The sequence below is a fragment of the Streptomyces polygonati genome (assembly GCF_042650325.1).
Lineage (GTDB): Bacteria > Actinomycetota > Actinomycetes > Streptomycetales > Streptomycetaceae > Actinacidiphila > Actinacidiphila polygonati.
In genome coordinates this window covers 161,654-175,515 of sequence record NZ_JBHSBB010000001.1, presented here as the reverse complement: position 1 = coordinate 175,515, position 13,862 = coordinate 161,654, and the positions used below count along the sequence as shown (strand labels likewise).

The window sequence follows — 13,862 nt, the reverse complement described above, 5'->3', positions numbered from 1 at the left end:
GGCGGAGGATTCCGGTCAGGGGAGGGCGGTGAAGGTCGCCTCGTAGATGTAGCCGGGCATGGCGGGAGTCCAGCCGAAGCCGTTTCCCACGGAGACCGTTCCGGTGGCTCCGTCGGGGTGGTCGAGCCCGGACATGACGTAGCTGATGGAGTAGGCGGCCGGAGCCGAACCCTCCCACTCGTAGCAGTCGAGGTACACGGGATTCTCGGCGAACTCCTCGACGACCGTGGGGGTGTCGGTCGTGAGGTAGATGTGGCGGATGTACTGCGGAAGGACGCTGTAGTCCTGGCAGATGACCTCCGACAGCCGGGTGTCGGCCGAGGCGGTGGCCGCCGGGACGACCAGCGGGACGCTGATGGCCGCGACGGCGGCGAGTAAGAGGGCGGATCGGCGCATGGTCGGCTCCCTGGGACGGGGGGTGGGGCCACCTATGCTCACAGGTGCGCCATCGGCGGCGCACGACGCATTCGGGCCCATTTCGGCGGCGCCGCCGGGGTCGGCGGGCCGCCTGAGGAACTGCGTCTCGCGGCGGCGCGTGTCCGCCCCGCCCCGGGACTCGTTGGCGTCGCGGGACGCGTGTGCGGCCCGCCACCTGGAGGAGCCGATGACCGATGGCCGATGAGCGCATGCTGACGTGGAGCGTCGAGGAGAGCGGGGGATTCGAGAGCTCCTGGGTCGTAACCGGGCCCGGCACGCTGACCGCCCGTGGCCGGGCGGTCGGCGTGCGGCCCGAGCCGTACTGGATCGAGTACGTCCTGGAGACCGGCCGGGACTGTGCCACCCGGCGGCTGCGGGTCACCGCCGAGGACGCCTCGGGCACGCGGCGGCTGGATCTGCGGTGCGAGGGCGGGCGCTGGACGGCGGACGGCCGTCCGCTGCCGGAGCTGGACGGGGCGGTCGACTGCGACCTGGGCCGGTCCCCGCTGACCAACACCATGCCGGTACTGCGGCACCGACTGCACCGGGAGCCGGGCGAGTTCGACTTCCTGATGGCGTTCGTGCCGGTGCCCGGGCTGAACGTCAGGGCCTCGCGTCAGCGCTACACCCATCTGGGCCGGACGGACGGCGGCGGGCGGGTGCGCTACGCGTCCGGTGACTTCCGCAGCGACCTGGAGTTCGACCAGGACGGGCTGGTGCTGGTCTACCCGGGAATAGCCCGCCGGCTGCCGTAGCGCCGTAGCGCACAACCGCTGGTCCGCGGCCCCCTCGCACCCCGTCGCCGCCCACTGATCGCCGGTGGATAGTCGCTCGATAGTCCGCGCCACTGCACTGGTGAGCGTGAACACCGGGCGGCTGGTCCGTCCGGAGGCAGCGAGAGGGAGGTGGACGATGACAACAGCGGTGCGTATGGACGGCGACTTCAGCGGAACCCTTGTGGTGCCGGGCAGCCCGGACTACGACCGGGCCCGGCGGGTGTGGAACGGCATGTTCGACCGCCGTCCCGTGGCCATCGCCCGGTGCCGGGACGCCCGGGATGTGAGTACGGCGCTGCGCTTCGCCACCCGGGCCGGACTGCCGGTCACCGTGCGGGGCGGCGGGCACAACGTGGCGGGGACCGCCGTCGCCGACGACGCCCTGATGATCGACCTGTCGCCGATGAACGAGGTGGCCGTCGACCCGGCGGACGCGCTCGTCCGGGCCGGCGGCGGGTGCCTGCTGCGCGACGTCGACGCGGCGACCACCCGGTACGCACTGGCCTGCCCGGCCGGCGTCGTCTCGCACACCGGGCTCGGCGGGCTGGCGCTCGGCGGCGGTTACGGCTGGCTGGCCCGCAAATGGGGGCTCACCTGCGACCACCTGGTGTCCGCCGAAGTCGTACTGGCCGACGGTACGGTCGTGGAGGCCACCGAGGACAGTGACCCCGACCTGCTGTGGGCCCTGCGCGGCGGCGGTGGCAACTTCGGCGTCGTCACCCGGTTCACTCTGCGGCTCAGGCCGGTCGGGCCGGTCTACTTCCGGCGCGCGGTGTACGGGCTGTCCCAGGCGGGTCCGGTGCTCGCCGCGTACCAGGCGTTCGCCGAGCAGCAGTCGGACGACCTGCACGCGGTCGGTTCCATCCACCACGCGAGCGCGGGCGGCTGGGTGCCCGAGGCGCTGGACGGACAGCCCGCGCTGTTCCTGTCCGCCGCCTTCCTCGGGGATCCGGCCGAGGGGCCGGAGTACACCGACGGGCTGTTCGAGGCGGTCGCCCCGGCGGCTTCCACCCTCGACCTGCTGGACTACCGGACGCTCCAGTCGCTCGGCGACACCTCGGAGCCGCACGGCAACCGCTACTACACCAAGTCCGGCTATCTGACCGAGATATCCGGCGCCGCGGCCGAACTGGCCGGCGCCGGCGAGGAGAACCCTTCCTCCCGCTCCTCGATCGACTTCGAGTTCCTGCGCGGCGCCATCACCGGATCCGGCGCCGACCGGTCCGCCTTCCCCAACCGGGAGGCGCCCTACATCTGCACCGCGTCCGCGCAGTGGGTCGACCCCGGCGCCGACGCGCCCAACATCGCCTGGGCCCGCCGCAGTCTGGACCGGCTGGGCGAATGGAACCAGGGCGGCGCCTACGTCAACTACCTCCAGGACACCGGGGTCTCCCAGGTGGTCGACACCTACGGTGTGCGGCGCTACCGCCGCCTCGCCGAGGTCAAGCGCCGGTACGACCCCGAGAACCTCTTCCGCGGCAATCAGAATGTCCGTCCTTCGCGCTGACGCGACGGGAAAAGGAGAGAACAGCATGCTCAAGAACCTCTACACCGAGCCGGTTTCGTACCAGAAGTCCCCGGGGACCTGGGGCGGCGAACCGGAGGCCTTTCTCGCGTCGCTGCGTTCCCCCTGGTACGGCCTGATCGCTGATCTGGAGGACCTGGTCCTCCGCTCCACGGTGGAATACGCGCACGGCCGCGGTCTGCGGGCGATGTACCTTCCGATGACCACCCGGACGATCACCTGCCCGACGGGTCTCGGCAGCGATTCCGAGCCGGTGCCGGTGACGGTCGGCGGAGTCGACACCTATCTCCCCGATTCCCTCCAGTTCCTGCTCGAATACGGCTGCCGCCTCGCCCCGGGCGGCTGCTACAACATCATGCCGTCCTTCCGCGGCGAACTGCCGGACCAGACCCACCTCAACCAGTTCGTGCACAGCGAGGCGGAGATCCCCGGCGGCCTGGAGGAGCTCATCGAGTACGTCGAGGGATATGTCCGCCACCTGGCCGGGGCGTTCCTGGGCTCGTACGGCGGCAGACTGCGGGAATGGACCGGTGATGTCTCCCACCTGGAGCGGATGGCCGCCCACCACACCCCGTTCGAGCGGCTGACCTTCGACGAGGCAGCCCGGCTGCTGCGGCACGACGAGGGCACGATCCGGGACGAGGGGGAATGGCGGACCCTCACCAAGCGCGGTGAGCGCCTGCTGATGGACCGGGTCAGCGAATTCGTCTGGGTGACGCATTTCGACCATCTGTCGAATCCCTTCTACCAGGCCTTCTCCGACAGCGGTCAGCGCTCCGCGAACAACGCCGATCTGCTGTTCGGTATGGGCGAGGTCGTCGGTTCCGGCGAGCGCCACACCGGGAGCACGGACATCCGCAAGGCACTCGCCATGCACGACGTACCGGAAGGCGATTACGCCTGGTACGTCCGTATGAAGGAGGAATTCCCCATGCGCACCTCCGGTTTCGGCATGGGAGTGGAGCGTTTCCTGATGTGGGCACTGGGCCACGACGACATCCGGGACATTCCCCTGATCTCCCGGGTGGGCGAGGAGAAGAAGTGGCCCAGCAGCGTCTACCGCCCGTGAACTGAGGAGTTCGGACATGCCGAAGATACTGTTCGCCAATCCCAACAGCCGCGCCATGGTCGCGCGGCCCGAGGACATACCGCCGGACGTACGGCCGTTCTACGACGCGATCGGCGACCGTCTGCTGTGGACGCTGGAGCGCGGCGACCTGGCCGTCATCCCCGGGGCGGTCAACAAGGAATTCCTGTCCTATCTCGCCGCCACCCTGGGCCTGCTGCCCGAGGAGTTCACCGTCCTCAGCCTGCGCGACTACGGCGGCGCCGGCTGGTACCCGGGCGACCGGCCCGAACTGGTGGCCGAACTGCGCTCCAGAATCGAGGAGAGCGGACTGGGCGCGGACCAGTGGACGGCCAGCTGCTATCTGCACGACCGGGACATCGCCGGCTGGCAGCGGGCGCTGGGGCTGGACATCGAACTGGCCGGGCCGTTCGCCCAGAACATGGTCGAACTGGTCAACACCAAGTCAGTCTTCCGCGCGATCGCCCTGGCCTCCGGGGTGCCGGTGCCCGAGGGACTGGTGGCCGACCCGGGGGAGGAGCTGGTGGACGCGGTGACCGGACTGCTGCCCCGCACCGGCTCGGTGATCGTCAAGCAGGACCAGAACTCCGGTGGCGACGGCAACGTCCTGATCACCACGGACCCCGACGTGGTGGGGCTCGGCGCCTATCAGGTGCTGCGGCTCGACCGCGCCGACCGGGCGGCCGTGCACGAGGCGCTGGACGGGATCGGGCTGGCCACCCCGCCCAGTCTGCCCCGCTACACCTGCGCGGCCCGGATCATCGTCGAGGTCTACCACCCGCACTCCACCACCTTGTCGTCCGAGGTGTACGTGCCCGCCTGCACCGCCCCGGTCCTGATGAACTACGGCTACATGCGGATGGAACCGGTCTGGAAGGGCTACGTCTTCCCGCCGCAGGACATGCCCGGCCCGCTGCACGCGGAACTGTGCGCGCACAGCCAGCAGATCGCGATACTCGCCCAACGGCTGGGGTATCAGGGGTTGATGAACATCGACGCGGTGGTGGACCCCGCCGGCCGGATGCTGTTCACCGAGTTCAACGGCCGGGCCGGCGGCGCCACCAATATCGACGTCATCGCCCGCCGGCTGGTCGGCCAGGACTACATGCGCTCGCATGTGGTGATGTCGCACAACTCGCTGCCGGCCCGGAGCCTGGCCGGCCTGCTCGACCACCTCTCCGGTCAGGACATGCTCTTCGCGCCGGACCGGGGCAGCGGTGTCGTGGTGGCCACCGACAGCTCGACGACCACCGGCACGGTGGAGATCGTCTCCTTCGGCACCGACCGCCGGGAGGCGGAACAGCTCGAAACGCAGGTGGAGGAGTATCTGCGGGGCGTCGGCGTATGACCGGCCACGGGCGCGGAGCCGGAGCGGCCTCCCCGACTCCCGCGCCGGACCGCGCCCGTGGCCGCACCACCGCACCACCGCACCACGTCCGCGTACGCCACGGCGCCGCGGACACCGACAGGAGGAAGAGATGCGCATCGGAATACTCGGCTGGGACCGGGAGGAAACCGAATCGGTCGGACTGCTGGCGCTCGGCACCCGCCTGGGCCATGACGTCACGTTGTTCACCCTCGACGACATCGAGCTGACCGACACCCCGGCCGGCCCCGAGGCGTATGCGCTGGGCGGTCCGGTCCGCCGCTTCGACGCCGTCCTGTCGCGCGCGGAGTTACGCCCCGGCAGCTTCCAGGCGGACCAGGAGAGATACGCGCTGCTGTCCGAGACGCCGGGCGTGATCATGATCGACCCGGCCGCCACCTACCTGGCCACCGAGAACAAACTGCAGAGCATGCTGCGGCTGGGCGCGGCCGGCCTGCCGATCGCGCCGACCCGCTCCTGCGCGAGCCGCGCCGATGTCGCCGACGCGCTGGCGCGGTGGGGGACCGTCGTGCTCAAGCCGTCCTTCGGCTACGGCGGGACCGACGTCGAACGCGTCCACGGGATGGAACAGGACCGCGACACCGTCGACCGGCTGCTCGCCGCCTATCCGGTGCTGCTCTGCCAGCCGTACCTGCCCCACCCCGAAGGGGACGTCCGGATCACCCTGGTCGGCGACGAGGCGGTGCTCAACTGCCGCCGCGTGCCGCCGGGCGGGGACCGCTGGCGGGCCAATGTGATGCAGGGCGCCCGGTCGGTGCCCTTCGAGCCGACCGGGGAACTGCTGGAGACCTCCCGGCGGGCCGCGCGGGTGATGGGACTGACCATCGCCGCGCTGGACTTCCTGCCCACTCCGGACGGCTACCGGATCATCGAGATCAACAACACCCCGGGCTGGTACTTCGTCCCGGAGGAGGAGCAGGAGCGGATCGCCAAGTCCGTCTACCGGCTGGTGGAGCACACCGTGCCGGGACGGGAGGACTCGCCGCATGACTGACACGGCGCAGCAGCAGGAGGACGCGGTGTCCGTCGCCGAAGCGCCCGGCAGGTGGGCCAAGAGCTGGCAGGACGCCAAGGAGTTACCCCGGGCGATCAAGCTCGCCCTCGGCTCGGTGTTCGTGATGAACGCCGCGACCTATGTGGCCTTCCCGCTGCTGGCGGTGAAGCTCACCACGGTCGACCACGCCACGACCGCGCAGACCGGCGCCGCCCTGACGGTCTTCCTGCTGGCCGCGCGGCTGATCCCGGTGGTGGCCGGTCCGCTGGCCGACCGCTACGACCCGCGGATGATCATGGGCGCCGGAGCGGTGGTCCGGGGTGTCGGCTTCATCGGACTGGGCCTGTGCGACAGCCTGGGCCTGCTGCTGGTGGCGGCGTTCTTCGCCGGGGCCGGCGCGATCTACGAGGCCCCGGTCAGCGCGCTGCTGGCCGCTCAGCCGGAACCCACCAGGTCGCGCGCCTTCGTGCTGGAGAACGCGCTGCTCAACGCGGGTGTGATCGGCGGCCCGGCGCTGGCCGCCGGACTGCTGGTGATGGGCACCCGGGCGCCGTTCGTGGCCAGCGGCGTGCTGTTCGTCCTGATGGTCGGGGTGGTCCGGCAGATGAGGACCGGCCCGGGCGCCGGGGACGGCGCGGGGGAGCCGGCGGGCGAGGCGGCCCACAGCGTGCTCGGGCACGTCAAGGTGGTGCTGACCAATCGCTGGTTCGTCGTCTTCTGGGTGCTCATGCTGCCCTGGTGGTTCCTGTTCACCCAGCTCGGTGTGGCCATCCCGCTGCGTTCGGAGGCGCTGGCCGGCACCGGCTGGATCAGTGTGCTCTATCTGGGCAACGGCGTCACCGGCATGGTCAGCATCGGCTTCGTGAAGGCGCTGAGCGACCGGCTGGGCCCGCGGCTGATGCCCGCGTTCGGCTATGTCATGGTCGCCGTCGGCTTCGGCTCGGCGACGTTCAGCCGGTCGCCGTGGTGGCTGCTCGGCTGCATCGTGGTCTACACCGTCGGCGAGACCGCGATCCTCTTCTCCACCCAGCTGATCCTCGCCTCCTTCGCCGAAGGCTCCACCCGCGCCAGTTACTTCGGCATTTACGCGGGGTCCTGGGCGCTGGGCGGCACCTTCGGGAACTTCTTCGGCAGCCGGGTGGCCGCCGACCCGCTGAGCAACACTCCCTGGCTGGTCTTCGGCGCTGTCGGGCTGGCGGCAGCCGCCGTGTCGGCCCTCACCTTCACCCGCCGGCAGGTGCGCGTACGCGACTGACCGGAACGTCAACCGGCTCCACCCGACAGGAGGTACCCATCATGGAAAACGGGACGTTCGTCTCGCTGATGTCCGCGCTGGACGCGTCCGCCGCGACCTATCGCGTGATCGACCACGAGGCGGAGGGCCGCACCGACCGGGCCAGCGTGCTGCGGGGGCACGAACTGGCCAAGGCGGCCAAGTGCATGGTGGTCCAGGTGCGCGGCAAGGGCAATCCGGGGCCGACGGTGCTGGCCGTCGTGCCGGGCGACCGGCGGGTGGACTTCCGCAAGGTGAAGCGGCTGTTCGGCGGCGCGGACGCGTCACTGGCCGAACGGTCGGTGGCCGAGGCGCTGACCGGCTGCGTCAGCGGGTGCGTCATCCCGTTCTCCTTCGACGGCAGCCTCGATGTGGTGGTGGACCCGGAACTGCTGGTGCACGACGAGATCTTCTTCAACGCGGCGCGGCTCGACCAGTCGATCGCGCTGGGCACCGAGCACTATCTCGCGCTGAGCCGGCCGCTGATCGAACCGATCACCAAATAGCCGCCGGTCACCGGTCCGGCGCGGTGCCCGCTCCCGCGACCGGACCGGTGACCGGACCACGTACGTCCGCCGCCCGGCCCACCGCCGGGCGCGCGGGCGTTCCGGCGTCGGCGGTCCCCTGCGCGGCGGGCCCGGTGGCGCGGGCGCCGGGCGCCCCGCTCTGGCGCCGGGAGCGGTAGGCCCTGGCCTTCGTGCGGTTGCCGCACTCCGCCATCTGGCACCACAGGCCCGACCTGTTCTTGGAGTGGTCGTAGAACGCCCACCGGCAGTCCTCGGCCGGGCACACCTTCAGCCGCTGCCAGCTGCCGTCCGCCGCGCCGCGACCGACGACGGCCAGCAGGCGGCCCAGCGCCGCGTACACCGGCGCGCCGCCCAGCGGGGCCAGCTCCTGCGAGCCGTCCGCCCGGAAACGCAGCCGGACCACGGCGTCGGCCGCCAGGTCGTCCAGTACCCGGGCGGCGCCGGGCGGCATCGGCTGCCCGGAGTGGGTGGCGGCCAAGGCCCGCAGCGACTCGCGCACCTCGACGGCGCGACGGCGTGCCCCGTCGTCGACCGGCTCCCCGGCCGCGATCAGATCCTGTTCCAGCAGCCAGCCGCGCAGGCCAGCCGGGGTGTCCAGGGCGTCCCTGCCCAGCTCCAGGTCCCAGGTGTTGATGAACTGCCGCACCATCTCCATTGATCCCGGAGCCTCTTGGCGCTTCATAACCCCCGCCTTCCGTTGACTAACCATCAAAACGTTTAGTAGGTTACGTGTTATCGGAGTGATGGACAACCGGATCGAGGGATCGGCCCGCGCTCGGCCGAGGAAGAGGCGGTATGTACCGCGACCGGCACACACACGCACGGCGCACCGGGCGGTCCGTCCCGGTCGCCTCGCGTCGGCGTGGCGTCGCCGCCGCGGTGGTCGCGACAGCGCTGTGGGGAGTGGGCGGCACCGTGGCCGGCGTGCTCTTCCAGCACGGCGCGGCTCCGATGGAGGTCGTCACCGTACGCACCTGGGTGGCGCTGGCCGGACTGCTCCTGGTCACCGCCGTCCGCCGTCCGCCGCGCCCGGCCGGTGTCCGCCCCCTGCTGCCGGTGACCGGGTTCGGCCTGGCCGTGGCGGCGTCCAACGCCGCGCTGTTCCTGGCGATCGACCAACTGCCGGTGGCCGTGGCGCTGGTGCTGCAGAATCTCGCCCCCGCGTTCGTCGTGGGCTGGCTGATGGTCTCGGCGCGTACGGTGCCGCGGCCGGCCATCGTCATCGGTCTGCTGGCGGCGCTGGCCGGGGTGGCCCTGGTGGTGCGGCTGCCGACGGCCGGGATGTCGGGCGGCAGCGCCCTGGGCGTCGGCCTGGGGCTGGCGGCGGCCGCCGGAGTGGCCGCCTTCTCGGTGCTGGGCGGCCAGGCGGCCCGCGCCACCGGAGCGCTCACCGCGAACACCGGGGCCTTCGTGGTGTCCGGCGCCGTCTGGCTGGTGTGGCAGCTCCCGCACGGCATACCGGCGTTGTGCCGGCAGCCGGCCCTGCTGGCCGGATCGGTCGGGATAGGCGTACTCGGCACCTTCGCGCCGTTCCTGCTCTACGCCTGGGCCTCGGCGCGGCTCGGTCCGCAGACCACCGCCGTCATCATCTCCCTGGAACCGCTGTTCGGGGCGCTGGCGGCCTGGGTCTGGCTGGGGCAGACCATCAGCGTGATCCAGATCATCGGCGGCGTCGTCCTGCTGGGCGCTGTCGTCTTCCTGCAGTCCGCCGGTGTCGTGCGCGGCCCCCGCGCCGCCGCCCGGCCGCCGGTCCGGTCCCACAGCGGTCCGGCGGCGCCGGTCCCGCACGTCCCTGCCCCGCTCCCGGTCCGGAACCGGACTTGTGGACCCCGGGAAGGCACCGGACCCCTGACCACTGTTCGCAGCGACGCGACGGGATCATCGTTATGAATCTTCGGTTACTCGGCCCGCTGGAAGTCGACGCGGACGGCGCTCCGGTACGGGTCGGCGGTCCCCGCCAGCAGATCGTGCTGTCCGTCCTCGCGCTGGCCGCGAACCATGTCATCCCGTGGGACCGGCTGATCGGCGCCGTCTGGGACGACACGCCGCCGTCCACCGCGCGATCCCAGATCCACATCTGCATCTCCGCGCTGCGCCGCACGCTGACCCCGGGACAGGCCACCATCGCCACCCGCTCCCCGGGATACATGCTGACCGTGCCGGACGAGGCGCTCGACGCCCACACCTTCCACCACCTGGTCGCCGACGCCCGCACGGCGGTCGGCCGTGACGAGCCCCGGCTGGCGGCCGACCAGCTTCGCCAGGCGCTCGCGCTGTGGCGCGGTCCCGCCCTGGCCGGCATCCCCAGCCGGGTCGTCCAGGCCGGGGCGGCCGAGCTGGAGGAGGCCCGGCTGTCGGCGACCGAGGAGCGGATACGCCTCGACCTGCATCTGGGCAGGCACCACGAACTCACCGGCGAACTCACCGCCCTGGCCGTCGAGGAGCCGTTCCGGGAGCGGATACAGGAGCACCTGATGCTGGCGCTCTACCGGTCCGGCCGGCAGGTCGACGCGCTGGACTCCTACCGCAGGGTACGGACCCGGTTCATCGACGAACTCGGCATCGAGCCCAGCGAGGAACTCCAGCGCCTGCACCACGACATCCTCACCCGCGACTCCCGGCTGGACCCGCCGGCGCCGCTGCCGCAGGACCGCTCGGCCCGCCCCGAGCGCGTCGCCCTCGTCATGGTGCCCCGCCAACTCCCCGCCGACCTGCCGGACTTCACCGGACGGCGGCCGGAGCTCTCGCAGATCCGCGACTTCCTGCTGGCCGGCCACGACGGTGCGGACGGCTCGCAGGGCCCCGACGACCGGTCCGGTCCGCGCACGGTCGCCATCAGCGGCCAGGGCGGCGTCGGCAAGACGAGCCTGGCGGTACGGGCCGCGCACGAGGCGTCCGCCGCCTACCCCGACGGCCAGCTCTTCGCCGACCTCGGCGACTTCCCCGACCTGGCCGAGAGCGCCCACGAGGTGCGGGCCCGCTTCCTGCGGGCGCTGGGCATGAGCGGCGCGGGCATACCCGACGACCTGGAGGAGCGCGCCGAGCTCTACCGCAGCAGGCTCGCGCGGGCCCGCGCGCTGATCGTGCTCGACAACGCCGCCAGCGAGAAGCAGGTCGCCGCCCTCTCACCGGGCTGCGGCGGCTGCGCGGTGATCACCACCAGCCGGTCCCGTGCCACCGGCCTGCCCGGCGCGTGCCAACTCGACCTGGACGTCTTCGACCTCGCACGGTCCACCGAACTGCTGACCATGATCATCGGAGCCGACCGGACCACCGCCGAACCGGAGTCGGTCGAGGCGCTGGCCCGGCGCTGCGGCGGCCTCCCGCTGGCCCTGCGGATCGCCGGGGCCCGGCTGGCGGCCCGCCGGCACTGGCCGGTCGGCCGGCTCGTCGAGCGGCTCGACGACGAGCGGCACACGCTGGGCGAACTGGTCCACGGCAATCTCGAGGTCCGCGGCTGCCTGCGCGAGTCCTATGTCGCGCTCGACCCGGCCGCCCGGCAGCTCTTCCGTCGCCTGGCGCTGCTGCGCGCCCCCGACTTCCCCGCCTGGGTGGCCTCCACCCTGTGCCCGCGCGGCATGCTGGACGCGGAGGACCTGCTGGAGGAACTGGTCGACGCGCGCCTGCTGGAGGCGTCCGACGGCGCCCCTTCCAGAGCCGCCCGCTACCGCTTCCACCAGCTGGTCCGCGTCTTCGCCCGGGAGCGGCTCGACGCCGAGGAGCCGGCCGAGGAACAGCGGCCCGCGCTGGCCAGGACACTGGGCGCGTGGCTCTCGCTGGCCGGCGAGGCGCACCGCCGGGAGTACGGCGGCGACTATCTCACCCTGCACGGCCCCGCCGTCCGGGCGGTGCTGCCGGACCCGGTGCGCGACCGCCTGCTGGTGCAGCCCATGGTCTGGCTGGAGGGCGAGCGGCAGTCGCTGACCACCGGGGTCCGGCAGGCCGCCGAGTACGACCTGCCGGAGCTGTGCTGGGACCTGGCCCTGGCCGCCACCACCCTGTTCAAGGCCCGCGGCTACACCGCCGACTGGCGGGAGACCGCGCGCACCGCAGCCACCGCCGCACGGCGGGCCGATCTGCGGCGCGGCGCGGCGGCCAGCCACTACTCGCTCGGCTGCCTCGACCTCACCCAGGAGCGCCGGGACAGCGCGAAGCGGCATCTGGACGCGGCCCTGGAGCTGTTCACGGCGCTCGGCGACGAGCACGGCGCCGGACTCGTCCAGCGCTCCCTCGGCCAGTTCGACCGGCTGACCGGGCAGACGGAGACGGCCTACCGGCGGTGGTCGACCGCGCTGGGCTCGCTGCGCCGGGTCGGCGACCCGATCGGCGAGGCGTACGTCCTGCGCGACATCGCCGAGGCGCGGACGGCGGCCGGGCAGTACCAGCCGGCCCGCAAGGCACTGGTGAGGGCGCTGAGTCTGTGCCGCCGGGCCGGTTCCTACCGCGCCGAGGCGCAGGTGCGCTGCCAGTTCGGGGATCTGCACCTGCGGACCGGCCGGATCGACGCGGCCGAGCGCGGCTTCCACTGGGCGCTGCGGATCGCCCGCGACGACCGGGACAGCGTGGGCGAGGCCCGCGCGCTGCACGGCCTCGGCCTGGTCCGCCGCCGCCAGCACCGTTACGTCCAGGCGAGCACCGCACTCGAACAGGCCCTGCGGGTCACCCGGATGGCCGGTGACCGGCACCTGGAGAGCCAGGTACTGCTCGCGCTGGGCGCCGGTCCGGCGCCGGAGAACCCCCGGGCGGGCGACCCGAGAAGCGGCACCGGCGAACCGCCCGCCGCGCCCAGGGCGCCGCGTTCCCCGGCCGTCGCGTCATCGAGCCTGGGAGAGCGGTTATGCGTCCAGCCGGCTCTGTATGCCTGACCACCGAGGACACCGAGGACGCCTTCGACTTCCTCGACCCGTCCGCGGTGACCCGTGCGGCACTGGCCCTCGCCGGCCGGGCGGGCGGCGAAACGCCGCCGGTCGTGCGGCTGCACCTGGCCGCGAACGAACTGCGGCTGTCCGACCGGCCGCAGCGGCAGCAGGTGATCCTGCCCGCCTCCGACGTCCTGCGGCTGTGGACCGCCTGCCTGTGCGCCGCCGCCGCGCGCGCCCTCACCACTCCCGGCGTGGTGACGGCCGGCATCGTCGGGCCGGCCGCGGCCGATCACGCGTATCTCGCGCTGCTCGGCAGGATGCTGCCCGACCTCAGCCATGTGGCGCTCTACGACGACCGGTCGGCCCCGGCCCCGGCCTCGCGTGGACCCGCGCCGCATGCCGCGCGCCGGGCGGCGCCGCGCTCCGGGGCGGCCCTGTCGCCGGCCTCCGGCATCCGGGAGGCCCTGCTCGGCGCCGACCTGGTGATCCTGAGCTCGCAGGCCGACGCGGTGGTGTACGAGTGGCTCTCGCGCGGCGCCGTCCTGGTCAACGCGACCGGCCGCCAGCTGGCCCGCGAGATCTACGAACGCGCCGACCGGCTCGTGGTGGACGACCCCGGCCTGCGACCGGCCGGCCCCGGGCCGGCCCGCGGGCCCGCGGCGCCACCGGTCGACCTGCGGGACGTACTGTCCGGCCCGGTCCCCGAGCGGCGGCCGATGGACGAGACGGTCCTGGTGGACCTGTACGGGGTCGGTACGTACAACAACCGGTTCACCGTGGAGCTGTGCCGGGCGGCGCTCGCCCTGGGACTGGGCCGGCCCTGCCGCCGGTAACCCCTTCCGCCCCGCCTTCTCGCGCGCACCCGTGGCCGCCCGGCCGTCTTTCGAGTCGCCGGCCGCCTCCCGGCCGTGTGCCGACATACCGCCGCCCCGGTGACCCCTTTCGCGCCTCGATCGTTCACGGATAGCTCACGGATAGTCCGCTTCCGTCGAATGGTGATGCCGCCACCGGCAA

12 protein-coding genes are annotated in these 13,862 nt (G+C 72.5%); 10 read left to right on the top strand and 2 right to left on the bottom strand.

The window, feature by feature from the left end; genetic code table 11:
* Positions 1-15: 15 nt before the first annotated feature.
* Positions 16-396, bottom strand: coding sequence for a hypothetical protein (locus tag ACFO3J_RS00690; RefSeq protein ID WP_386424728.1), 381 nt, complete (start codon positions 394-396; stop codon positions 16-18).
* A gap of 215 nt (positions 397-611) precedes the next feature.
* On the opposite strand from ACFO3J_RS00690, the gene ACFO3J_RS00685 reads away from it, so the two are divergent.
* From ACFO3J_RS00685 to ACFO3J_RS00655, 7 genes are all read left to right on the top strand, one after another.
* Complete coding sequence (locus tag ACFO3J_RS00685) at positions 612-1,172, top strand: putative glycolipid-binding domain-containing protein (RefSeq protein ID WP_386424725.1); 561 nt, start codon at positions 612-614, stop codon at positions 1,170-1,172.
* Positions 1,173-1,329: 157 nt separating this feature from the next.
* Positions 1,330-2,700 carry an FAD-binding oxidoreductase gene (locus ACFO3J_RS00680; RefSeq protein WP_386424723.1) on the top strand — a complete coding sequence of 457 codons (1,371 nt, stop codon included), beginning with the start codon at positions 1,330-1,332 and terminating at the stop codon, positions 2,698-2,700.
* A 25-nt stretch (positions 2,701-2,725) separates the two neighbouring features.
* A complete protein-coding gene (locus tag ACFO3J_RS00675; RefSeq protein ID WP_386424721.1) occupies positions 2,726-3,787 on the top strand; it encodes an amino acid--tRNA ligase-related protein in 1,062 nt (353 codons plus the stop codon).
* Positions 3,788-3,803: 16 nt separating this feature from the next.
* Positions 3,804-5,153: a preATP grasp domain-containing protein gene (locus ACFO3J_RS00670; protein ID WP_386424719.1), complete on the top strand. Its 1,350-nt coding sequence runs from the start codon at positions 3,804-3,806 to the stop codon at positions 5,151-5,153.
* Between the two features lie 130 nt (positions 5,154-5,283).
* Positions 5,284-6,186 (top strand): ATP-grasp domain-containing protein, encoded by a 903-nt coding sequence (locus ACFO3J_RS00665; RefSeq protein WP_386424717.1) that lies wholly within the window; start codon positions 5,284-5,286, stop codon positions 6,184-6,186.
* Entirely contained in the window at positions 6,179-7,441 is a 1,263-nt protein-coding gene (locus ACFO3J_RS00660) for an MFS transporter (RefSeq protein WP_386424715.1), read from the top strand. Before ACFO3J_RS00665 ends, ACFO3J_RS00660 begins: the two co-directional genes overlap by 8 nt.
* 41 nt (positions 7,442-7,482) lie before the next feature.
* Positions 7,483-7,965 carry a YbaK/EbsC family protein gene (locus tag ACFO3J_RS00655; RefSeq protein WP_386424713.1) on the top strand — a complete coding sequence of 161 codons (483 nt, stop codon included), beginning with the start codon at positions 7,483-7,485 and terminating at the stop codon, positions 7,963-7,965.
* 7 nt (positions 7,966-7,972) lie between these two features.
* Here the strand turns inward: ACFO3J_RS00655 and ACFO3J_RS00650 are convergent, their stop codons facing one another.
* Positions 7,973-8,668: a CGNR zinc finger domain-containing protein gene (locus ACFO3J_RS00650; protein ID WP_386424710.1), complete on the bottom strand. Its 696-nt coding sequence runs from the start codon at positions 8,666-8,668 to the stop codon at positions 7,973-7,975.
* A 113-nt stretch (positions 8,669-8,781) separates the two neighbouring features.
* Between ACFO3J_RS00650 and ACFO3J_RS00645 the strand changes: the two genes are divergently transcribed.
* From ACFO3J_RS00645 to ACFO3J_RS00635, 3 genes are read left to right on the top strand one after another with little or no spacing between them, the layout of a single operon-like run.
* The gene (locus tag ACFO3J_RS00645) at positions 8,782-9,876 is read left to right on the top strand and encodes an EamA family transporter (protein WP_386424707.1); all 1,095 of its coding nucleotides are present in this window, start codon (positions 8,782-8,784) and stop codon (positions 9,874-9,876) included.
* On the top strand, positions 9,873-12,851 hold the full coding sequence (locus ACFO3J_RS00640) for an AfsR/SARP family transcriptional regulator (RefSeq protein WP_386424704.1): 2,979 nt from the start codon (positions 9,873-9,875) through the stop codon (positions 12,849-12,851). The genes ACFO3J_RS00645 and ACFO3J_RS00640 overlap by 4 nt, the downstream gene beginning before the upstream one ends.
* Complete coding sequence (locus tag ACFO3J_RS00635) at positions 12,824-13,681, top strand: hypothetical protein (protein WP_386424701.1); 858 nt, start codon at positions 12,824-12,826, stop codon at positions 13,679-13,681. Before ACFO3J_RS00640 ends, ACFO3J_RS00635 begins: the two co-directional genes overlap by 28 nt.
* The last annotated feature ends 181 nt before the right edge of the window (positions 13,682-13,862 follow it).